Source organism: Deminuibacter soli, assembly GCF_003412455.1.
Classification (GTDB): domain Bacteria; phylum Bacteroidota; class Bacteroidia; order Chitinophagales; family Chitinophagaceae; genus Deminuibacter; species Deminuibacter soli.
In genome coordinates, this window is sequence record NZ_QTJU01000004.1 from 108198 (window position 1) to 130649 (window position 22452).

Below are 22452 nucleotides of genomic sequence, written 5' to 3' on the forward strand. Positions count from 1 at the left end.
TGTTTCGTCAATTCTGGTATAATTTTTTTATACGATTCAAAAATCAGTCACTATGAAGCCATTTTTGCTGTTTTCGGTGTTGTTGTGCTGCGCGTGCAACAACACACCTGCGCCTTCAAAAACCATTGCCGACACCACACCTGCGGCCGCAAAAAGCGATGCGCCTGCAACGCCCCTGCGTGATACACTGCCGGCTGATACGGCCCGTCAACCTGGCCTGGTTACACTGCAACCCGGCGCCGATTCCGTAGCGCTGACCGGTGAACTGACGGAAAAAGACAGGAGCCGGACTTTTACCATAAACGTGCCCGCCGGTAAAAACCTGTATGCTGAAGTAACACCCGTGGTTGCCAAAAACGCCAATGTGCGCATTAACCAGCTGCTGATGCCCGATGGTTCGGCAGATGGCCCCTTTGGGCGTTCGCTCAAATATCCATTGCAGCAGAAAGGCCGTTACAGCGTAATTGTAGGGCAAAACCTGATGGCGGGTGACGGTAAATGGGCAGGTAAATTTATCCTGAAACTGCGCGTAGAATAGATTTAGCGGGATGTGCATGTTGGGGACTGAACCCTTATCTTTGCTATCCCTGAATTTTAACGTTAAACGAATGAGCGAAGAAAAATCACTGAATTTTATTGAAGAGATTGTAGAAGGAGATTTGTCGGCCGGGAAATACAAAAGCATTGTTACCAGGTTTCCGCCCGAACCCAACGGGCATTTACATGTGGGGCATGCAAAAAGTATCTGTCTCAATTTTGGCCTGGCACAGAAATATGGCGGCAGCACCAATCTTCGTTTTGATGACACCAATCCCACTACTGAGGAAACGCAGTATGTGGAAGGCATTAAAGAAGATGTAAAATGGCTGGGTTTTGAATGGGCCAATGAATTATATGCCAGTGATTATTTTGAACAGCTGTACGGCTTCGCGGTAAAACTCATTGAAAAGGGCCTGGCGTATGTAGACGACAGCACCAGCGAAACCATTGCCGCTGAAAAGGGCACACCTACACAGCCCGGTAAGGAAAGCGCTTACCGCAACCGCAGCGTGGAAGAAAACCTGCAGCTGTTTGCAGATATGCGCGCCGGCAAATACAAAGACGGTGAAAAAGTATTGCGCGCCAAGGTAGACATGGCTTCTACCAATATGCTGCTGCGCGATCCTATCCTGTACCGCATTAAACATGCACATCACCACCGTACCGGCGATGCATGGTGCATTTACCCCATGTACGATTTTGCGCACGGTCAAAGTGATTCCATAGAGAAAATCACCCACTCCATCTGTACACTCGAATTTGTGTCGCATCGCGCACTGTACGACTGGCTGATTGAGCAATTGGGCATATTTCCTTCACACCAGTACGAGTTTGCCCGTTTGAACATGACGTACACGCTCATGAGCAAACGCAAGCTGCTGCAGCTGGTAAATGAAAAATATGTAGACGGCTGGGATGATCCCCGCATGCCTACCATCAGCGCCATGCGCCGCAGGGGCTTTACACCGGAGAGCATCCGCAAGTTCTGCGACCTTATTGGTGTAGCCAAACGTGAGAACATGATTGACGTAGGCCTGCTGGAATTCTGCGTGCGTGAACACCTCAACAAAGTGGCACAGCGCCGCATGGTAGTGTTCGATCCGCTGAAAGTAGTGCTTACCAACTACACCGATAAAGATGAAACCGTAAGGTGTGAAGACAACCCGGAAGATCCCAATACCACGTATCGTGATATTCCATTCAGCGGGGAGCTGTACATAGAGCGCGACGACTTTATGGAGAACCCGCCCAAGAAGTTCTTCCGCCTGGCACCCGGCCAGATGGTGCGTTTGAAAAGCGCGTACATTATCCGGTGTGACGATGTGATTAAAGATGCGGACGGTAACATTACCGAACTGCATTGCAGCTACCTGCCCGAAAGCCAGAGCGGCAACGATAAATCTGGTTTGCATGTAAAAGGTACCCTGCATTGGGTAAGCGTGCCGCATGCGGTAAATGCCGAGCTGCGTTTGTACGATCGCCTGTTTAACACGGAAGATCCTGCATCGTACGAAGGTGACCTGAAAGATATCCTGAATCCCGGTTCATTGCAGATTATTCAGCATGCCTATGCCGAGCCTGCTTTGCGCAACGCGAAGTTCGACGACCGTTACCAGTTCCTGCGCAAGGGCTATTATACGCTTGACAAAGACACCAGCGAAGACCGCATGGTATTTAACCGTACCGTAACGCTGAAAGATACCTGGGCCAAGGAACAGAAGAAATAGCAACAGCCGTAAAAGGCAGCAAAACATACATTTTAACCCGCCTGCACTGAGCAAGCGGGTTTTTTATTGAATATTGCAGTATGGATGTAGCAGAACAGCTGAAAGTATACTGGAAACAGCAGTTTCCCAACCTGGATATCACTACTGTGCCCTTGCTGGTGGCAGTAAGCGGCGGTATTGACAGTGTGGTGTTGACCGATGTGCTGCACAAGGCAGGCGCATTGTTTGTAATGGCCCACTGTAATTTTCAGCTGCGTGGTGAAGAGAGCGAAAGAGACGAACAATTTGTACATGAGCTGGCAGCAGGTTATAACAAAGAATTGCTGGTGCAGCGTTTTGATACCAAACAGTATGCGGAGCAGAATAAGCTGTCTGTGCAGGAAGCTGCGCGTGAGCTGCGGTACAACTGGTTTCAGGCATTGGTGAATGATAACAGCATCACCATTCCCGGCTGGAAAGGTAGGGCATGGATAGCCACTGCACATCATGCCAATGACAGTATTGAAACCCTGCTCATCAACTTCTTCAGGGGCACCGGCATCGGCGGTTTGCACGGCATATTGCCATTGCAGGGTAATATTATACGCCCCCTGCTGTTTGCTACGCGTGAACAGGTTAAACAGTATGCGCAACAACATGCCCTGCGTTGGGTAGAAGATTCATCCAATGCATCGGATAAATATGTGCGCAATCATTTCCGGTTGAACCTGATTCCCGGTTTGCAGCAGGTATTCCCGAATGTTGAACAGAACCTGCTGCAAAACATCGAACGTTTTCGCGACGCAGAGCTGCTGTACAAACAGGCGGTGCAGTTGCATACCCGCAAGCTGCTTGAGTATAAAGGCGATGAGGTACACATCCCGGTTTACAAGTTATTACAGCTGCAGCCATTGACTGCATTGGTATGGGAGATCTGCAAGCCCTACGGTTTCAGCGTGGCGCAAACACCGGAGATCATCAAGCTGCTGCATGCAGACAATGGCAGTTATACCAGCTCGGCCACGCACCGTGTTATCCGCAACCGCAACTGGCTTATTATTGCGCCGCGCAATACAGAACAGCCGGGCCATATACTGATTACGTCAGCAGCAGAAAAAATCATTTTTGCCGGCGGCACATTACAATTCGGGGTGCTGCCCAACAGCGAAGCAGCCATCAGCACGCAACCCCAGGTAGCCTGTCTTAATGCAGCCGCAGTACAGTTTCCGCTGCTGTTGCGGCCCTGGCGCCAGGGCGATTATTTTTACCCGCTGGGTATGCCCAAAAAGAAAAAGATCAGCCGCTTTTTAATAGATCAGAAGCTCTCTGCCACCGACAAGGAAAAAGTATGGGTACTTGAAAGCAACCAGCGCATTGTATGGGTGGTAGGCCGCAGAATTGATGACCGGTTTAAGGTAACACAAGGCACGCGCAGCGTGATTAGCATCACGCTACGCTAATGGTTAAATAGCTTAATGGTTTAATGGTTGTTGTTCTGTGTTACTTGCCAAAGTGATAGGATTGTACCTGTTGAATAAAGGCCTGTATAGGCGGGTAGCTGCTGAACAGAGCACAGATGGCGATTACGTATATAAAGCCGTATACCGAGCCCCATAAATGCGCGGAGTGATTGATATTGTCCATGCCGCGGCGGGAGAGGTAGCTGCTTATAATGAGGTATAGTGCGCCGAATATAAAACCGGGTATGCCAAAGGGCAACGGGAAGATGCCGATTTCATTCAGCGGGAAAAACAGGATACCGGCAAATACCACGGCTGATACAGCGCCGCTGGCGCCCAGGCTGCGGTAATGGTAGTTGTCGCGGTTGTTGAAGTACGTGGGCAGCAGGCTTACGACCAGTGCAGAAATATATAACAGCAGGTAGTAGATTCTGCCTGCAGGACCAAATATCTGGTTCAGCGCATCTTCTACCATGGTGCCAAAACTATACAGCGCCCACATGTTAAAAAACAGGTGGAAGAAATTCGCGTGAATAAAACCCGAAGTGATAAAACGATACCATTGCCTTCTCCTGTCAACAGCAGGCGGGTAGAAAATCAGGTCTTCCTGTATTTTCTGGTTAGAGAATGCTGTAAACGAAATAACAGCCGTGATAATAACAATGGCTAAAGTAATGCTCATTTCCATAATGAGGGCAATATAATAAAAAGCGCTGAGCCGTCAATCGTGAGGCCCGATCGTGAATCAATGTCGTTTAGTTAAGCGTGATTGATATTTTTACCGCTCCGGAGGATCAGTCGTGAGGGATCTTAGCAGTCCGAAATTTATCGAGAATCGAGAGGCGACACGTCGAGACTATCTAAGCGAGTATTATTGCGGGGCAAGAAATCGCTTCGATAAAACTCACCACTCACTGCTCACCACTCACTAATTTATTGACTATTCACTCCTGGTATAACATTCCGGAACGGATAACCCCTTACATATGATGATATTTTTCATTGCGCAGGATGGTGCAGGCGCGGTATACCTGTTCGGCCAGGATAAGGCGCACCAGCATGTGCGGGAATACGAGTTTGGAAAGGCTCCAGGTGGTGTTGGCGCGTTGTTGTATGCTGGCATCTACACCGAAGGCACCGCCGATTAAAAAGATCAAACGTTTGGTACTGTCGTTGGCTTTTTGCTGAATTACCTGCGCCAGTTCAGGCGAGCTGAATTGTTTGCCGCGCTCATCGAGCAGTATGAGCTGGTCATCCGGCTGCAGCAGGTTTAATACCAGTTTGGCTTCCTGTTTTTTTAGATCGCCTTCAGACAATACGGCTGCATTTTTAGGCGGGGCAATTACCTGCCACTCTGCCGGGAAATATTTGTTGATGCGCGCGGTGAAATCTTCCACACCGGGTTTAATATAGCTGTCATGCGCCTTGCCTATGGAATAGAAGTAAAGTTTCACCCTGCCAAATTACGATAATCAATGATTCGTGAAAGTTTGGGTTTATAAAGGCTTAACACAGCGGTAAACATTTGTGACGAACTTCTGCTTCGCTGTTTTGTAATAAAAGACAATGCAGGGGCATTGCACCTGTCATTTTTTTTGAGTAAATTACTAATGGCAAGTATCCGTATCAATCAATCAAACCAACGAACCATGAACACCGAAGGAAGCTTCCCCGTTAAACCGATCAGGACCAATGAAAACTGGAATAACCTCCGCATGGGCCGCAGTACACAGGAGCAGGTAAATGAAGTAAAAAGCTGGTTGCAGCACAATACATCTTCACGTACACCTGATGGCGGTGATCGTGTGGGCAATGGCTTCAGGGCACTGTTTGCAGGGTCGCCTGCCAGTGGCAAGGCAGCAGCTGCATTGCTGGCCCAGGAAGCAGGCAGGGAGGTGTTTCATATTTCCTTGTCGAAAGTAATATCGAAGTATGTGGGGGAAACAGAAAAGAATCTCGATACTTTATTCAGCCAGGCTGCCGAGCACAACTGGATTTTATTCTTTGATGATGCAGATGCCCTGTTTGACAGGCGCACGGTAACTACAGATACGCAGGATAGCCATACGGCGCAGGAAAGTGTATACCTGTTACAGAAAATTGAATCGTACGGTGGACTGGTAATACTGGCTACCGGGCGGGAGCATCACCTGAATGATGTGGTGCTGGGCAAGTTGAATACAGTGGTGAATTTTGAACCGCAATTACAAGCATAAGCTGTACATAACCAAACAGAGGCCTGATGCAGCAGCAGGGGCATACAGTGAAAGCTGTATCCCCTGTTTGCATTTTATTACATGTAGCCAAGTTCCAGTTTGGCTTCTTCGCTCATCATGCTCTTATCCCAGGCAGGGTCAAACGTAAGGTGCACGTGCACGTTTGGTTCGCCGGTCATGTTCTTTACTTCATTTTCTACCTGGAAAATAATATCACCCGCTACCGGGCAGCCGGGCGCTGTTAAGGTCATGGTTACCTGTATGCCTTTCTCGTTGATATCTACTTTATATACCAGTCCAAGATCATACACATTTACCGGTATCTCCGGATCGTACACTTTGCGCAGTGCGTCGATCACCAGGTCGTATTTTGAAACTGATTCGCTCATAGAAACTAATTTGCTGAATTGAAGTGAACGGCCAGCGCTTTAATCTGCTGTATCATAGAAGCCAGTCCGTTGGCCCTGTTCGATGACAGGTGGCTGCGCAAGCCGATTTTATCTACAAAATACAAGTCAGCTGCTGCAATATCTTTTGCCGGCTGGTTGTTGAGCACCCTTACTACCATCGATATCAAACCTTTGGTGATAAGTGCATCGCTGTCGGCTTCAAAATGCAGGATGCCATTCTGTTCTTTGGCATCAAGCCATACGCGGCTTTGGCAGCCCCTGATTAAACGGTTGTCGGTTTTCAGCGTTTCATCCATTGGCGGCAGTTCATTGCCCATATGGATAATGTGCTCGTATTTTTCCATCCAGTCATCCATCAGCTCAAATTCTTCTACCAGCTGGTCTTGTATATCATTAATCAGCATCTGCCTGTCTTTATTGTTTTAGCTTAACATCCTGATGGCCTTCTGAAGCGCTTTGATAAACACATCCACTTCTTCCAGCGTATTATAAAAAGCAAAGGAAACACGTGCAGTTCCGTTTACCTGCAAATGGCTCAGCAATGGTTCGGTACAATGCATGCCCGAACGAACGGCCACACCCTGTGAATCGAGCAGGGTAGCTACATCGGAGTAGTGGGCATTTTTTACATTGAATGAGAACACGCTTGCCATATGCTCAGGCCTTGCGGCCAGCTGCACTTCGGGTAATTGCTGCAGTTGTTCCAGTGCGTAATGCAGTAATTGTTCTTCCTGCTGTTGTATAAAATCGTATCCTACTTCGTTCATGTAGTCGATGGCTGCTGCCAGGCCTACTGCACCTGCCACATTGGGGGTGCCTGCTTCAAACTTGTAGGGAGCTTTGTTGTACAGGGTATTGCCGATGGTAACACTGCCGGTTTGTATCATACCGCCACCGCCGCGGAAGGGAGGCATCTGGTTGAGCCAGCTTTCTTTGGCATAGAGTACGCCAATGCCGGTTGGCCCCAGCATTTTGTGGCCCGAGAAGGCAACAAAATCGGCGTCCAGGTCCTGCACATCTATCTGGAAATGCGGAACAGACTGCGCTGCATCAATCAGCACAGGAATGCCTTTTTCGTGGGCTATCGCAATAATGTCACGCACCGGGTTAATGGTGCCGAGTGTGTTGGATACATGGGTTACAGCCACCAGGCGCGTGTTGCTGCTGAGCAGTTCGCGGTAGCTGTTTATTAACAGGTTGCCCTGTGCATCCATGGGTATGGCTTTCACCGTAGCGCCGCAACGTTGTGCTGCCAGCTGCCAGGGAATAATATTGGAATGATGTTCCAGCGTGCTCACCAGTATTTCATCGCCTGCTTTCAGCAAACCATTGCTGAAAGAATATGCCACGAGGTTAATGGAATCGGTAGTGCCGCCGGTGAAAACGATTTCGCGTGAAGAGGCTGCGTTCAGCAGCCTGGCAACTGTGTCTCTTGCACCTTCGTAACAATCGGTAGCGCGTACGCTTAATGTATGCGCACCACGGTGCACATTGCTGTTGGAATGAAAATAATACCGGTTCATGGCTTCCATTACCTGCATGGGCTTCTGTGAAGTGGCCGCATTGTCGAAGTATACGAGGTGATGGCCATTGATGGTTTCATTCAGAATGGGGAAGTCGGCGCGTATGCTTTCTACGGATACGGACGGTGTGCTGGTGCTGATGGCAGACATAGTAATACGTTTAAAGTGAATGTATCACGGGTCGAAGCGGTTCGGGGTTGCCTTAAGTATAGCGGGTTTCATGTAACCGCTGCACAAACGGGTTTGAATGTTTGCTGCAGTTGCCGGTACATGAAACCCTGAAATATATTACATCTGGTCCAGTGCTTTTTCAACGAGATCGGCCACATAGCTGCGGATAGATTCCTGCTCTATGGTTTCGGTTACTTCGTTTACAAAAGCCTGTGACAGCAATTTAACTGCGATCTCCTGTTTAATGCCTCTTGCAAGCAGGTAAAACAGTTGCTGGTTATTCATTTGTCCCAGTGCCGAACCGTGTGTGCAACGCACATCGTCGGCATAAATTTCGAGCTGGGGTTTTGAATTAATCACCGCATGTTCGCCCAGGGGCAGGTTGGCATTCTTTTGAAAGGCATTTGTTTTCTGCGCATCGAGGTGCACATAAATGCGGCCGTTGAACGTGCCGGTACCTTTATCGGCCACAATGCCTTTGTACAGCTGGTTGCTGGTACAGTTGGGGCGCAGGTGGTTAATACCGGTGCTGTTGTCAATTACCTGCTGTGGCGATACCATGTACAAACCATGCATGTCTGTATGGCTGTAAGTGCCTTTCAGCGCAATATCCAGGTTGTTGCGGATAAAGCGGGCAAAGGGCAGCGAGATAACATGGTTCTTATAATCGCTCTGCTGTTCCTGGCGCACCACTTCACTTAAAATGAGGTTGGTTTGCTCGTTGAGCTGCTGCACCAGGAAGTGATCCAGCGTGGCTTCTGCAGCCAGCAGTGTTTCGGCAGCGTGGTTTACCACTACATTTTTACAGCTGCTGTCGGCAATAAAACTTTCCACCACGGTAAGGTGTGCGTTTTTATTGGCTTTCAGCTGCAGCCTGGTTTGCAGGAAGGTATTTTCAATACCGGTGTAGTAGTGAATAATGTGCACGGGTATGTTTACCTGGCTGTTGGCTTTTACTTCCAGTTGTAAACCGTGTAAAAACAGGGCCCTGTTGAGCAGGGAGAACGGTTTGTTGATGGCCTGCTGTACAACGGTATCGTTATCGCCATCATCTTCGGTAGACAACAGGAAATCCTGCACATCGCTTATCTGCAGGTTGTCTTCCTTGCTGCCGGTAGGGCGCTGAATGGTATGTAATTTACCATTGATGGTTAATATCGTGAGCCATTCTGCCGGTGCATGCAGTTTTACCAGCAATGCGGCGCCTGCGTCCTGTGTTTCTTTAACAGCGAGTGGTTCAACGGGTACCTGCAGCGCATCGTTCAGCAAACCGGTGATATTGCTATACTTCCATTGTTCGCTGCGGATGGTAGGGAAGCCGTTGTTGCTGAAGCGTTTGAACGCTGCCTGCCTGCTTTCGAGCAGGGTAGCGCCGTTCTGTGCTTCTGCACTTTTAACCAGCTCTAAAAATTTAGTATGAAGTGTATCAGTTTGCAACATTGTTCCTTTCTTTTCTTTTATTGTGCAGGCTCTTTGGCATGTGCCATTTCTTTCACCCAATCGTATCCTTTTTCTTCCAGTTCCAGGGCCAGGTCTTTCGTACCTGTGAGGATAATTTTACCATCGTACAGTACATGCACAAAGTCGGGAACAATATAATCGAGCAAACGCTGATAGTGTGTAATCAGTACAAACGAGTTGTTGTTGTTTTTCAGCCTGTTTACGCCATTGGCGATAATGCGCAGGGCATCGATGTCCAGGCCTGAATCTGTTTCATCGAGAATAGACAGTTTGGGTTCGAACATTGCCAGCTGAAAAATTTCGTTCTTCTTTTTCTCACCGCCTGAGAAACCGGTGTTCAGCGAGCGGCGCAGGAACTGGTCGTCGAGTTCAACCAGTTTCTGTTTCTGTTTTATCAGTGATAAAAACTCACCTGCAGTTAATGCAGGCTGGTTGCGGTATGACCTGATTTCATTTACAGCAGTTTTGAGGAACTGCATGTTCGATACACCCGGAATTTCTACGGGGTACTGGAATGCGAGGAACAAACCTTCTTTAGCCCTTTCATCGGGAGACAGTTCCAGTAAGTCTTTCCCCTCGAACAACACTTCGCCGTCGGTAACCTGGTAATCTTCCTTGCCTGCCAGTACAGATGCCAGTGAGCTTTTGCCAGAGCCGTTGGGGCCCATGATGGCATGAATTTCACCGGGGTTCACCTGCAGGTTAATACCTTTTAAGATTGCCTTGTCTTCGATACCAGCGAATAAATTCTTAATCGTTAACATGATGATATACGCGTTTTTAACCCACACTACCCTCAAGGGTAATGGCTAATAATTTTTGTGCTTCAACAGCAAATTCCATTGGCAGTTTCTCCAATACTTCCTTCACATAACCGTTCACAATCATACCTACTGCCTTTTCGGTATCAATGCCTCTCTGGTTAAGATAGAAAATCTGGTCTTCACCAATTTTAGAAGTGGTGGCCTCATGTTCTATCTGTGCGGTATTGTTTTTAGATTCGATGTAAGGGAAGGTATGCGCACCGCAGCGGTCGCCTATCAGCAGTGAATCGCACTGTGTATAGTTGCGCGCGTTGCGTGCGTTGGGACCCACCTGTACCAGTCCGCGGTAAGCGTTCTGTGCTTCGCCGGCAGAAATGCCTTTGGAGATGATACGGCTTTTGCTGTTTTTACCGATATGGTACATTTTGGTGCCGGTGTCTGCTACCTGTTTGTGACGGGTAACGGCTACAGAATAAAACTCACCGCTGGTATAATCACCTTTCAGGATAACGCTGGGGTATTTCCAGGTAATTGCCGAACCGGTTTCTACCTGTGTCCATGAAATTTTTGAATGGTTACCGAGGCAGATACCGCGTTTTGTAACAAAGTTATATACACCGCCTTTACCGTCTTTATCGCCGGGGTACCAGTTTTGAACGGTAGAGTATTTGATCTCTGCATTTTCCAGTGCCACCAGTTCTACCACAGCGGCGTGCAGCTGGTTCTCATCGCGCGAGGGGGCTGTACAACCTTCGAGGTAGCTTACATAGCTGTTTTTATCGGCGATAATCAGCGTACGTTCGAACTGGCCCGAGTTTTTGGCATTGATGCGGAAATAGGTGCTTAATTCCATGGGGCAGCGAACGCCTTCCGGAATGTATACAAACGAACCGTCTGAGAAAACGGCCGAGTTTAATGCTGCGTAATAGTTGTCTGACTGCGGCACCACAGAGCCGAGGTATTTCTGTACCAGCTCAGGGTGTTCTTTAATGGCTTCGCTGATAGAGCAGAAGATGATACCTACCTTACTCAGTTCCTCGCGGAAGGTGGTCACTACCGAAACACTGTCGAACACGGCATCAACGGCAACGCCGGTGAGCTGTTTCTGCTCGTTCAGGGGGATGCCCAGTTTCTCAAATGTTTTCAGCAGTTCAGGATCTACTTCATCCAGGCTCTTCAGTTCCGGTTTCTTTTTCGGCGCTGCGTAGTAGGAAATAGCCTGTAAATCCATTTCAGGCAGTTCAAAATTCTGCCAGCGGGGAAGCTGTTGTTTTAAAAAGGTTTTGTATGCCTTTAAACGCCATTGCAAAAGCCAGTCTGGTTCGCTTTTTTTTGCAGAAATAAAAGCGATGGTTTCTTCGTTTAAACCGGGGGGCGCATACTCCATGTCGATCTCAGTGCTGAAACCATACTCGTAGTCGCCCGTGGTTACTTTCTCCAATATGTCGTTAGACGTGTTGCTCATAATCGTATGCTCAATCAAAAAAATAATTAAACTGCAAAACTTTCGCCGCAGCTGCAGGTACGGGTGGCATTGGGGTTGTTAAACACCAGGCCCTTACCGTTAAGGCCGCCTGAGTAATCGAGTTCGGTGCCGTACAGGTACAACAGGCTCATCCGGTCAACCACCAGCTTAATGCCTTTGTCTTCGTACACTTCATCGTTTTCTTTCACTTCAGAATCGAAGTTCATTTTATATTCAAGGCCAGAGCAACCACCACCTTTTACACCTACGCGCAGGTATGCCGTCTCAGGCTCATTCTGCTGCTGCATGAGGTTGGTGATATAATCTTTGGCTGAAGAGGAAACAGTGATCATATAAACGCGAATTATAACGGATTACACGAATTTGGTTGTCATTTATGATAATTTGAATGCAAACTACCATACCATAGACTTAAACAGTATTGCTGAAGCCTGGGGGGCAAAGATACCGAAGCTAGCTGACTGAATAATTTTTCTATTTCAGTGCAAAAATAAGATATTTGCATTAAATAAGTAAACGCTTGGAAAAATACCAGCCATATTTTTCATCTGCATTTGACCGGTTTCTGCTGCTGTTAAAGAAGCAGGGATTGCTTACTGCCGCGCAGGTAGCAGGCGAGCTGGGCATTACTGCAGAGGGGGCCCGTTTTCAATTACAAAAGCTGGCGGACGAAGGTTTGGTAGAAGCCCGGCTGGAAAGCAGGGGCGTAGGCCGGCCTGTACAGCGCTGGGGATTAACCGAAAGGGGCAATGCCCGTTTCCCTGATATGCATGCCGATTTTTCCCTGCACCTGATTGATGCGGTAAAGCAGATGTTTGGTGCGCCTGCGTTGGATACACTTATTGAACAGCGCGAAATCTCCATCCGCGAAAAATACCAGCAGGCCATTGAGGCCACCGATTCGCTGGAAGAAAAAATAAACAAGGTAGCCGAGCTGCGCAATAACGAAGGGTATGTAGCCGAATACCGCCGCGAGAAAGAAGCCTATTTACTGGTTGAAAACCATTGTCCCATCTGCGCTGCAGCCAGCCGCTGTGAAAAAATATGCCAGTCAGAACTGCAAACCCTGCAAACCATACTCGGCAACGATGTAAGCGTTGAACGCACCGAACACCTGGTTAACGGTGACAGGCGTTGCGTATACCGGATCGAGAAGAAGATGGATTGATTGTTTAATGGTTTGATGGTTCCCTATCCAATTTTTAGCTTCGCCCGAGGATCGTCGGAGGTTCGTTCAAGGTTCGTTCAAGCTTTTACGGCAAAAAAAAGCGAAGCCGCTGCAAATACAACGCTTCGCTCAGTTCATTCACTATTCACTATTGACTATTCACCGTGATCTTCCTCACTCACTACTCACCACTCACTACTCACTACTTATGCGCCTTGCTGGTAAACCTGTGATAGAACGGCGTTTTGCTGTTTTCGTCTTTCGGGGTGAATTTGCCGGTAACAATGGGCAGGTACATCACGCGGCGGCGGCTTTTTTCGCCGATATGGGGCGATTGCTGTACGCGGTGCCACAGGCGGCCGTCGTGTACGGTTAAATCACCGGCTGTAATATCGAACCCGATTTCTTTCTCATCCGGGTTATGGTCAATAAAGTATTTTTTGCCGAACAGCAGTTTCAGGATACCCTGTTTGTGGGTGCCGGGAATAACACGCAGTCCGCCATTGTCAAACGGGCAGTCATCCAGGTGAATACCTACATTGAGCATGGGCATAATGCGCTGGCCCATAAACAGATCGCGCGGGCTATCGGTATGCCAGCCCATGTGCGAGAAGGTGCTGTTTTGTGTGCGGATATAATTATTGAGTACCAGGCCGTCTTTTTCCTTTTCGCCAATACGGCCTTCAAACGGGTGCATCAGTGCGGTAAGTGCCTGCAGGCGCGGGTCGTTGGCCAGCAGTTTGTGCAGCGGTTCGCTGTACAGTGATAAAAAGCAAAAGCGCTGGATAGTGGCATTGCCCTGCTCGTCTTTCCCGAATTTGAGGGGAACGCCGTTGATTTTATCGGTACCGTTTTCGAGGAGTGTTTGTTCAACACGCGCAATATCACGGAGATAAAGGTTTACCTGTTCGCGGGTGAGGAAGTTTTTGAATACAATGTATCCTTGTTCCTGGAAAAAGTGCAGTTGTTCGGTCGACAGCTGATTGCCAAGGCTGAAGGGTGGGGGTGCTATTTTGCTCATTCCTTTCAAAATTTATCCTGTCTACACGTATAGTGCCATCCAACGGGTCAGGAGCCGGGGTTGCGTATATTGGATTTTATTGATAAAAACAAAACAAAATTGTTTAACAATTTTGTTGAATTTTGCACAAAAGTACGCTTTATTTTTCAAGCTATCCAGATAAAGCGTAGTTTTAATAATTTAATGCAAAATTAAACTAACTAATGAAAAGTCAAATTCAAAAGGCTGAGGGTAGACTGGGGATTTTGACACCGGGAATGGGTGCAGTTGCTACCACATTTATGGCAGGCGTTATTGCAATAAATAAAGGACTGGCTAAACCGATTGGCTCTGTATCTCAAATGGGTAATATCCGTTTGGGTAAACGTACGGAAAACAGGATGCCTTTGATTAAGGACTTTGTGCCTTTGGCTAACCTGAAAGATATTGTTTTTGGCGGTTGGGATTTGTATGATGACAATGTATACCAGGCAGCAGCGCATGCAAAAGTGCTGGAACCTGCTATGCTGGAAGCCATCAGGCCCGAGCTGGAAGCGATTAAGCCCATGAAGGCTGTATTTGACCGTACATTTGTTAAAAACCTGGATGGTACCTATGTTAAAACTGCGGCTACCAAATGGGACCTGGCTAAACAGGTAATGGATGATATTGAGAACTTTAAAGACCTGCATGACCTGAACAGGGTAGTGCTGGTTTGGTGTGGTTCTACCGAAATTTACTTTGAAGCATCTGAGGTGCATGAAACCGTGGAAAGCTTTGAAGCCGGCTTAAAAAACAACGATCCCAATATTGCGCCCAGTATGATTTATGCATACGCGGCACTGAAACTGGGTGTGCCTTTCGCAAACGGTGCGCCTAACCTTACCTGCGATATTCCTGCACTGGTTGAGCTGAGCAAACAAACCGGCACACCGATAGCGGGTAAAGATTTCAAAACCGGCCAGACTTTGATGAAAACCATCCTGGCGCCCGGTTTGCAGGCAAGGGCCCTGGGTGTAGACGGCTGGTTCTCAACCAATATCCTGGGTAACAGGGATGGCTGGGTACTCGACGACCCGGATAACTTTAAAACCAAGGAAGTATCTAAACTGGGTGTACTGGAAGATATTTTTAAACCCGACACCAACCCCGACCTGTACGGTGATATTTACCATAAAGTACGTATCAACTATTATCCTCCGCATGGCGATAACAAGGAAAGCTGGGATAATATTGACATATTCGGCTGGATGGGTTACAAAATGCAGATTAAGGTAAACTTTTTGTGTCGTGATTCTATCCTGGCGGCGCCTATTGTGCTTGACCTGGCGCTGTTTTGCGACCTGGCCAAACGCGCAGGCATGAGTGGCATACAGGAATGGCTGTCATTTTACCTGAAATCGCCGCAAACCGCACCTGGTTTGCGCCCGGAACATGATATTTTTAAACAGCTGATCAAACTGCAGAATACACTGCGTCATATGATGGGCGAAGATTTAATTACCCACCTGGGACTGGATTATTACCAGGATCTGGTAGAAGCTATATCGTAATGATGCGTTTCAGCAAGTTAATTTCCACGAGTCTGGGTATTGGTTACATAGGGAAGGGAGCGGGCAGCGTTGCAGCTGCGGTTTGCTGCTTTGCCTGGTACTTTATCCAGATTCGTGGTGTTAGTACGCCTGCAACATTTGCAGCCATTGTGCTGTTATTTTTTGCGGGTGTTTGGACAGCCTCTGTAGTAGAGCGCGAATGGGGAAAGGATCACAACAGGGTGGTGATTGACGAGGTACAGGGAATGTGTGTTAGCCTGTTTTTGATTCCGGTATCCTGGAAATTTGTAATTTTGGGGTTTATTCTGTTTCGTTTTTTCGATATCACCAAACCACTGTTCATCCGTAAAGCCGAATCATTACCCGCCGGTTGGGGGGTGATGATGGACGATTTGCTTGCTGGTATTTGTAGTAATGTAGTACTGCAATTAATTGTGAAAAGCGGACTTTTGTAGCATGTTTACTTTTTTAAAGGCACAGGTTGCTTCATTGACAGGATCGCTGGTTGACTTTCTGACCTTCTTGTTAGCCAAAAACGTAGTGGGTGTGCATTACCTACATGCGAGTATTTATGGAAATGTAATGGGAGCCATTACGAATTTTTGCATGGGCCGTATCTGGGTTTTCGAGGCCAGGCAAAAACAGGCTGCTCCTGTTCAAATGATTAAATACCTGCTCGTATGGTGTGGCAATGTAGCCCTAAACTCGGGTGGATTATACCTGGCTGTGCATTATTTAAAATTAGAAGAAACAATCGCAAAAGTCATCGTTTCCGTAATTGTAGGCTTCAGCTATAACTACCTGCTTCAGAAAAAATTTGTGTTTAAATAGATTGTAAGATGAATTATTCAGGTGAACTACTGGTTATAAGAAGAAAATGGTGGTTAACGGTGCTTTTCTTTATCGGAATGTTACAGGGCTTTGCCCAAACTCCGCAGGTTGTACTGAGCGGTACTGTTAAGGATGCCTCGAATGGCAATCCCATTAATAATGCGAGCATTTATGTGCCGGGTTATAAAGGCGTTATTTCTACCGATTCAAGCGGTGCCTTCCGGGTTACCATTGATCATTACTTCAAACAAATTACCATTGCCCTGGTAGGGTATAAAAGGCAGATTGTCAACATCACGCAGGGTAAGGAAAGCGGGCTGGACATTTCCCTGTATTCTACCGAGAACGATTTGAACAACGTTACGGTAAGTACAAAGAAAAGGGCCAAATACCGCAATAAAGACAACCCGGCGGTAGAACTCATCCGCAAGGTGGTGGCCAATAAAGACAAAAACCGCCCTGAACATTACGATTACGTACAATACGAAAAATACGAAAAGCTGCAGGTTTCACTGAGCCGCTTTTCTGAAAAAATGGCCAACAGCAAACTGTTGCGCAACTATCATTTCCTGTTCGAGAATGTAGATACCACCAAAATTGAAGGCAAAAGCCTGGTGCCTGTTTATCTCGAAGAGAAAATATCTGATGAATACTACCGCAAAAACCCCTACAAGAAAAAGGTTTTTGTAAAAGGTGACCAGAAGGTTAACTACGGCGAATTTATTGACAACAACGGCGTAAGCACCTACCTGAACCGCCTGTACCAGGATATTGACATTTACGACAACAGCATATCACTGTTTACCAACCAGTTTGTAAGCCCTATTTCCAATGCGGCGCCCGACCTGTATATGTTCTTTATCCGTGACACGGTAGAACTGGAAGGCAAAAAACTGGTGAAACTGTATTTCACCCCCCGCAATACCAATGACCTGCTGTTTCGCGGCACCATGTGGATTACGCTCGACGGCAACTACGCTGTGCAGAAGCTGGAAATGTTTACCAGCAAAAACATCAACCTGAACTTTGTGCGCGAAATGAAAATTGAGCAGAGTTTTGAAAAGAACCCTGACGGCCGTTTTCACCTGAGCAAAAGTGATGTGATGGCAGAAGCCGGTTTATCGCGCAATGGCAAAACCAACGGTATTTACGGCGAACGCAGCGTGAGCTTTAAAGACTATGTAATTGATTCGGCCAAAGACGATAAGTTTTATGAAGGTGCCAGCGAGGTGGTTGCCGAAAATTCTGCTGCCCAAACTGACAGCTTCTGGCAGGAGCACCGCCACGATACCCTGAGCCGCGCAGAAGCCAAGGTATACCATAACATTGACAGCCTGCGTAATATGACCTCGTACAAACGCATGATGGATATTGCCAACCTGCTGTTTGTAGGATACAAAAGCTTCGGCAAATTTGAAATCGGTCCGGCGAACGCGTTTTACAGCTTTAACCCGGTGGAAGGTTTCCGTTTGCGTTTCGGTGGGCGTACCACGCCATTGCTGAGCAAGCGTATTTATTTTGAAACATACGGTGCTTATGGTTTCAAAGACAAAAAATGGAAAGGCTACCTGGGTGTAACGTATTCCATCAACAATAAATCTATTTACGAGTTCCCGCTCAATTATATCCGCGCCAGCGTACAAAGGGAAACTTCTATTCCCGGTCAAAACCTGGCGTTTGTTCAGGAAGACAACTTCCTGCTGTCGTTTAAACGTGGCAACAACGATAAATGGCTGTACAACGATTATTATAAACTGGACTATGTGCACGAGCTGGCCAACCACCTGTCGTACACCTTCGGTTTCAAATACTGGAAACAAACACCAGCGGGCCAGATTCAATACATCAAAGCCAGCGACGGGCAGAACGTAGACAACATTACCACTTCGGAAGTAAATGCCAGCATCCGCTGGGCACCGCACGAGCAGTTTTACAACAACAAAGTGTACCGACTGCCCATTATCAATAAATACCCTATTCTTACTTTTATGTACAGCAGGGGTATTAAAGGCCTGTTCAACGGTGAATACAGTTACAACAGGTTTGACCTGCGTATAGACAAGCGGGCATACATGAGCTGGCTGGGTTACAGCGACCTGGTAATTACCGGCAGTTATTTAACCGGTCAGCTGCCCTACCCGTTGCTGGATATTCACCATGCCAACCAAACCTATGCCTACCAGCTGGATTCGTACAACATGATGAACTTCCTGGAGTTTGTGAACGACCACTATGTAGCGCTGAGCATTGACCACCACTTTAACGGCCTGTTGTTTAACAGGATACCTTTGTTCCGCAAACTGAAATGGCGTGAAGTGCTGGAGGCAAAAGTGATTTATGGCGGTGTGCGTGACGAAAACGATCCGTCGAAGAACGCGAATGTGTACAAATACCCCAGCGATCCCGTTACCGGTGCGCCCACTACCTTTACCATGAATGGCCGCCCTTATATTGAGGGAGGTATCGGTATTACCAATATATTCAGGGTAATAAGGGTTGACCTGGTAAAAAGGTTTACCTATCTTGAAAACCCGGACATTGCGACCTGGGGTATCAGGGTGCGTTATAAATTTGATTTTTAACGATTGCGTGAATGCTATATAAATGGCTTGATTATGGGAGACAAACCTTTGCGCGTTAAACTGCAACATGGAATTTATAAGGTGATTGATCCGTTTGTAAAAATGCTGATCAAAATAGGGTTCACCCCCAACTCGGTAACCACTACCGGTTTTATTCTCAACCTCGGCGTTGCCTTCATATTTGTGCTGGGCGGTGAAGAGGGCAACCGCGGCGACCTGCGTTATGTAGGCTGGGCCGGCGGCCTGATTTTATTTGCCGGCCTGTTTGATATGCTCGACGGCCAGGTGGCCAGGCTGGGCAATATGAGCTCTACTTTCGGCGCCATGTACGATTCGGTGCTTGACCGCTACAGCGAACTGTTTATGTTTCTCGGTATTTGTTATTACCTGGTGGCGCATCACTACCTGCTCAGTTCTTTGTTTGCCTTCATTGCCCTTATCGGCTCCATGATGGTGAGCTATACAAGGGCACGTGCAGAAGGCCTGGGTATTGAATGCAAAGGCGGACTGATGCAGCGTCCCGAACGTGTAGTGCTGATTGGTGTTTCGGCGCTGGCCTGCGGCATTACTGCGCATTACATTGGCGGTAACTACAAATTGTATGTTCCGGGCATTTCGTTTCATGTGTTTGAAACCATGTCTATTTTCACGATACCTGTTACCGTACTCGCGATATTGAGCAATATCACGGCTTTCAGGCGCCTGTTCGATTCGAAGCGTGCACTGGATTTGCGTGATAAAGAATTGCAGGAACAAAAAAAAACAACAGTAACCACGCCGCGTAAGGTAAATGTGCTGCCGGTAATAATTGGATTAGCCCTGGCAGTGAGCCTGCCTTTTGCTTCACAGGCAGCAAACGGTGGCCCCGATTCATTGCCTGTACCTACCGGCAACCCCAAGCAACTGTTTTACCTGCAGCGCACACCCAACAGCAATACCATTGTTGTAGAACTGAACAACCAAAGCAATGGCGAAATTAACCAGGACGATCCCGTGCATGTGTTCTGGATACGCTACACCGAACAGGGCCAGCGCCAGGAACTGAACTTTATTCAGCGCGTGTTTGCCTACGGCATCAAAAACAAGAAGCTGGGCACCGACAAATGGCAGCTGCATTTTGTGTGCTACAAAAAATACAATATGTACCTGATGAAAGCCCCGAACGACGGGAAGTTTCATGCTTACGGGTACATACAAAACAAACTGGTGATCATTAACCGCATGTACATTAAGGTGAACGGTGGCAGCTTCTGGTCGCCCAATGTAGAATATGTGCAACTGGATGGGTTAGACCCCGTGACGAATACGCTGATGACGGAAAGGATTAAGGTGAAGAAGGAAGAGGAAGGGTCGTGAGTGGTGAGTAGTGAGTGGTGAGTGGTGAGTAGTGAGGAGATCATTGGTGAATAGTGAATAGGCAATAGTGAATGACCGGAGCGAAGACTTGTTGCTGGTGGGGACACCAGGCAACGGCGTAAGGGGAGAGCGAAGGATTTTGTTGAAGAACTAAGCGAAGGTTTGTTGCTGGTGAGGACACCAGGCAACGGCGTAAGGCGAGAGCGAAGGATTTCGTTGAAGAACTAGCGAAGATTTGTTGCTGGTGGGGACACCAGGCAACGGCGTAAGGGGAGAGCGAAGGATTTTGTTGAAGTGCTAAGCGAAGATTTGTTGCTGGTGAGGCACCGGGCAACGGTGTGAATGCGGTGGCTGCGTTTCAAAGTTCAGTTGTATTACCCTGTACTATTTGAACAATTAAACTATGGAACAATTGAACCTCAGGTGCATGTTCGAAGTTTCAAAGTTCAAAAGTTCAATTTTATTACCTGTATTCGTTTGAACAATTGAACAATGAAACAGTTGAACCATCATGTAGCGGGTTGTGTGCGTGGGAAGCAGGTTTTTTAATTTTAAATGTGGACATGGATCAAACAGATATATCTACTGCTGCGGTAAATAAAGCGACCGCAGAAAAGGCTTCGTTGTATAGCGCTAAAAGCTTTCGCTTTGCCGGCGTGGTTTCATTGGGATACTTATTGCTTTCTTATGTGCTGATCGGGTTTAAGACAGATCAGCTGATACTGATCGCCTTATTCAACTTCTTGTATTTTGCTTCGCAGATTACCCGCAAGTTTGTTACCGGGTTCTCCGTGTTTTTTATTTTCTGGATCATTTTCGATTACATGAAGGCGTTCCCCAATTTTAAGTACAATACGGTACACATCGGGGAACTGTACCATGCAGAAAAACACCTGTTTGGCATTCATACTGCTACGGGTGTGGTAACGCCCAACGAATACCTGGCCATACATCATGCATTGCCGCTGGATATTTTTACCGGTATGTGTTACCTGTGCTGGGTGCCTGTGCCGCTGATATTTGCGGGTTACCTGTTCTTCCGCAACCGCATGCAGTTTTTTTACTTTTCACTTACTTTCCTGCTTGTTAATATTATTGGTTTTATCGGGTACTATATTTATCCCGCCGCTCCGCCATGGTATGTTATGCAGCACGGGTTCGACTTTAATTTCGCCACACCGGGTAATACAGCCGGGCTTGCACGGTTTGATGCCTTTTTCAACGTGCATATATTTGCCGGCCTGTACAGCAAAAGCTCGAATGTATTTGCTGCCATGCCTTCATTGCATGCGGCGTACATGCTGATTGTTTTGTACTATGGTATAAAGTTCAGGATGGGATGGCTGAACCTGTTGTTCGCGATAATACTGGGCGGTATCTGGTTTTCGGCGGTGTACAATGCTCACCACTATGTGCTGGATGTGCTGGCCGGTATATCCTGCGCCATTTTGGGCATTGCGCTGTTCCAGTGGTTTGTGAACCGCACAGGGCCCGGCAATAAAATGATGCATCACCTGGTTACCATTACCACGTAACCAGGTTTATTTTTTAGTCTGCTTTTACTGAATCGAGCAGCATTTGCTGTATCATGGTGAGGCGCTCTTTGATGAGTTGCTCCATTTGCGCTTCTGACAAAGAGAACATGCGCTGGAACATATTCTTTGCTACAAAAGGAAATGCGCAGAGCGATAGCATGTTCATGATCAGCATGGTGGCGTCTGCTTTTATTTCACCTCTTGCATTGGCTTCTTCAATTTCTTTTTTGAACAGCAGCATGGGCCTGTCTTTGCCATTGCAGAAAATAAGCTGGTCGAGCAATTCGGGGTGTTGCGCAAATTCGTTGATAAAGAAGCCGTCGAGATCAGGGTTTTCGAGTGCATCACACACAAAGTTCTCTGCGAAGGCGACAATCTTTTCCCGGATAGGCAGCGAGGAGCGGAGCACAGTATTGAGGCGGCCATACATTTTTTCTATCACCTCTTTGAACACCATTTCAAACAAATTTTCCTTACTTCTGAAATAGTAGTGAAGCATAGCCCTGTTGATACCGGCTATATCGGCAATTTCCTGGAGCCTGGCGCCTTTTAAACCGTCGCGCAGAAAAACCTTGCGCGCAGCCGATTTTATTGCTGCTTCTACATTAAGGCAATTCTCAGCAGTAGGTGTAGTGACATTCATAATTCTACCGTTCGGATTTTAAAAATGCAGCAGTTCAACGGTTGCTT

General features: G+C 47.3%; 22 protein-coding genes. 11 read left to right on the forward strand and 11 right to left on the reverse strand.

The window, feature by feature from the left end; all coding sequences use genetic code 11:
- Window positions 1-52 precede the first annotated feature (52 nt).
- From DXN05_RS12855 to tilS, 3 genes are all read left to right on the forward strand, one after another.
- Complete coding sequence (locus DXN05_RS12855) at window positions 53-538, forward strand: hypothetical protein (RefSeq protein WP_116847681.1); 486 nt, start codon at window positions 53-55, stop codon at window positions 536-538.
- 70 nt (window positions 539-608) lie between these two features.
- On the forward strand, window positions 609-2267 hold the full coding sequence (locus DXN05_RS12860; protein ID WP_116847682.1) for a glutamine--tRNA ligase/YqeY domain fusion protein: 1659 nt from the start codon (window positions 609-611) through the stop codon (window positions 2265-2267).
- A gap of 80 nt (window positions 2268-2347) precedes the next feature.
- Complete coding sequence (gene tilS / locus DXN05_RS12865) at window positions 2348-3706, forward strand: tRNA lysidine(34) synthetase TilS (RefSeq protein ID WP_116847683.1); 1359 nt, start codon at window positions 2348-2350, stop codon at window positions 3704-3706.
- Window positions 3707-3746: 40 nt separating this feature from the next.
- Here tilS and DXN05_RS12870 read toward each other — a convergent pair whose 3' ends face one another.
- Window positions 3747-4388 carry a rhomboid family intramembrane serine protease gene (locus tag DXN05_RS12870; protein WP_116847962.1) on the reverse strand — a complete coding sequence of 214 codons (642 nt, stop codon included), beginning with the start codon at window positions 4386-4388 and terminating at the stop codon, window positions 3747-3749.
- Between the two features lie 298 nt (window positions 4389-4686).
- Window positions 4687-5160 (reverse strand): 23S rRNA (pseudouridine(1915)-N(3))-methyltransferase RlmH, encoded by a 474-nt coding sequence (locus tag DXN05_RS12875; RefSeq protein ID WP_116847684.1) that lies wholly within the window; start codon window positions 5158-5160, stop codon window positions 4687-4689.
- A gap of 195 nt (window positions 5161-5355) precedes the next feature.
- Here DXN05_RS12875 and DXN05_RS12880 point away from each other — a divergent pair, with 195 nt between their 5' ends.
- A complete protein-coding gene (locus DXN05_RS12880) occupies window positions 5356-5922 on the forward strand; it encodes an AAA family ATPase (RefSeq protein ID WP_158559235.1) in 567 nt (188 codons plus the stop codon).
- Window positions 5923-5999: 77 nt separating this feature from the next.
- On the opposite strand, the gene DXN05_RS12885 is transcribed toward DXN05_RS12880, so the two are convergent.
- From DXN05_RS12885 to DXN05_RS12915, 7 genes are all read right to left on the reverse strand, one after another.
- Window positions 6000-6311, reverse strand: coding sequence for an iron-sulfur cluster assembly protein (locus tag DXN05_RS12885; protein WP_116847686.1), 312 nt, complete (start codon window positions 6309-6311; stop codon window positions 6000-6002).
- Window positions 6312-6316: 5 nt separating this feature from the next.
- Complete coding sequence (locus tag DXN05_RS12890) at window positions 6317-6736, reverse strand: SufE family protein (RefSeq protein ID WP_116847687.1); 420 nt, start codon at window positions 6734-6736, stop codon at window positions 6317-6319.
- Between the two features lie 18 nt (window positions 6737-6754).
- A complete protein-coding gene (locus DXN05_RS12895) occupies window positions 6755-8005 on the reverse strand; it encodes an aminotransferase class V-fold PLP-dependent enzyme (RefSeq protein WP_116847688.1) in 1251 nt (416 codons plus the stop codon).
- 138 nt (window positions 8006-8143) lie between these two features.
- Window positions 8144-9466 (reverse strand): Fe-S cluster assembly protein SufD, encoded by a 1323-nt coding sequence (sufD, locus tag DXN05_RS12900; protein ID WP_116847689.1) that lies wholly within the window; start codon window positions 9464-9466, stop codon window positions 8144-8146.
- A gap of 17 nt (window positions 9467-9483) precedes the next feature.
- Window positions 9484-10251, reverse strand: a complete 768-nt coding sequence (gene sufC / locus DXN05_RS12905; protein WP_116847690.1) for a Fe-S cluster assembly ATPase SufC — start codon at window positions 10249-10251, stop codon at window positions 9484-9486.
- Between the two features lie 16 nt (window positions 10252-10267).
- On the reverse strand, window positions 10268-11716 hold the full coding sequence (sufB, locus tag DXN05_RS12910; RefSeq protein WP_116847691.1) for a Fe-S cluster assembly protein SufB: 1449 nt from the start codon (window positions 11714-11716) through the stop codon (window positions 10268-10270).
- Window positions 11717-11742: 26 nt separating this feature from the next.
- Window positions 11743-12069: a HesB/IscA family protein gene (locus tag DXN05_RS12915; protein WP_116847692.1), complete on the reverse strand. Its 327-nt coding sequence runs from the start codon at window positions 12067-12069 to the stop codon at window positions 11743-11745.
- 188 nt (window positions 12070-12257) lie between these two features.
- Here DXN05_RS12915 and DXN05_RS12920 point away from each other — a divergent pair, with 188 nt between their 5' ends.
- The gene (locus tag DXN05_RS12920) at window positions 12258-12905 is read left to right on the forward strand and encodes a helix-turn-helix transcriptional regulator (RefSeq protein WP_116847693.1); all 648 of its coding nucleotides are present in this window, start codon (window positions 12258-12260) and stop codon (window positions 12903-12905) included.
- Window positions 12906-13107: 202 nt separating this feature from the next.
- Here the strand turns inward: DXN05_RS12920 and DXN05_RS12925 are convergent, their stop codons facing one another.
- Window positions 13108-13926 carry a phytanoyl-CoA dioxygenase family protein gene (locus DXN05_RS12925; RefSeq protein WP_116847694.1) on the reverse strand — a complete coding sequence of 273 codons (819 nt, stop codon included), beginning with the start codon at window positions 13924-13926 and terminating at the stop codon, window positions 13108-13110.
- Window positions 13927-14129: 203 nt separating this feature from the next.
- On the opposite strand from DXN05_RS12925, the gene DXN05_RS12930 reads away from it, so the two are divergent.
- From DXN05_RS12930 to DXN05_RS12955, 6 genes are all read left to right on the forward strand, one after another.
- Window positions 14130-15458, forward strand: a complete 1329-nt coding sequence (locus DXN05_RS12930) for an inositol-3-phosphate synthase (protein WP_116847695.1) — start codon at window positions 14130-14132, stop codon at window positions 15456-15458.
- On the forward strand, window positions 15458-15913 hold the full coding sequence (locus tag DXN05_RS12935; RefSeq protein WP_116847696.1) for a phosphatidylglycerophosphatase A family protein: 456 nt from the start codon (window positions 15458-15460) through the stop codon (window positions 15911-15913). Before DXN05_RS12930 ends, DXN05_RS12935 begins: the two co-directional genes overlap by 1 nt.
- Before the next feature lies 1 nt (window position 15914).
- Window positions 15915-16289, forward strand: a complete 375-nt coding sequence (locus tag DXN05_RS12940) for a GtrA family protein (protein ID WP_116847697.1) — start codon at window positions 15915-15917, stop codon at window positions 16287-16289.
- 8 nt (window positions 16290-16297) lie between these two features.
- Complete coding sequence (locus DXN05_RS12945; protein WP_116847698.1) at window positions 16298-18871, forward strand: DUF5686 family protein; 2574 nt, start codon at window positions 16298-16300, stop codon at window positions 18869-18871.
- 33 nt (window positions 18872-18904) lie between these two features.
- A complete protein-coding gene (locus DXN05_RS12950) occupies window positions 18905-20227 on the forward strand; it encodes a DUF4833 domain-containing protein (RefSeq protein ID WP_116847699.1) in 1323 nt (440 codons plus the stop codon).
- 563 nt (window positions 20228-20790) lie between these two features.
- A complete protein-coding gene (locus DXN05_RS12955) occupies window positions 20791-21762 on the forward strand; it encodes a phosphatase PAP2 family protein (protein ID WP_116847963.1) in 972 nt (323 codons plus the stop codon).
- Between the two features lie 13 nt (window positions 21763-21775).
- Here DXN05_RS12955 and DXN05_RS12960 read toward each other — a convergent pair whose 3' ends face one another.
- A complete protein-coding gene (locus tag DXN05_RS12960) occupies window positions 21776-22405 on the reverse strand; it encodes a TetR/AcrR family transcriptional regulator (protein ID WP_116847700.1) in 630 nt (209 codons plus the stop codon).
- Window positions 22406-22452 lie beyond the last annotated feature (47 nt).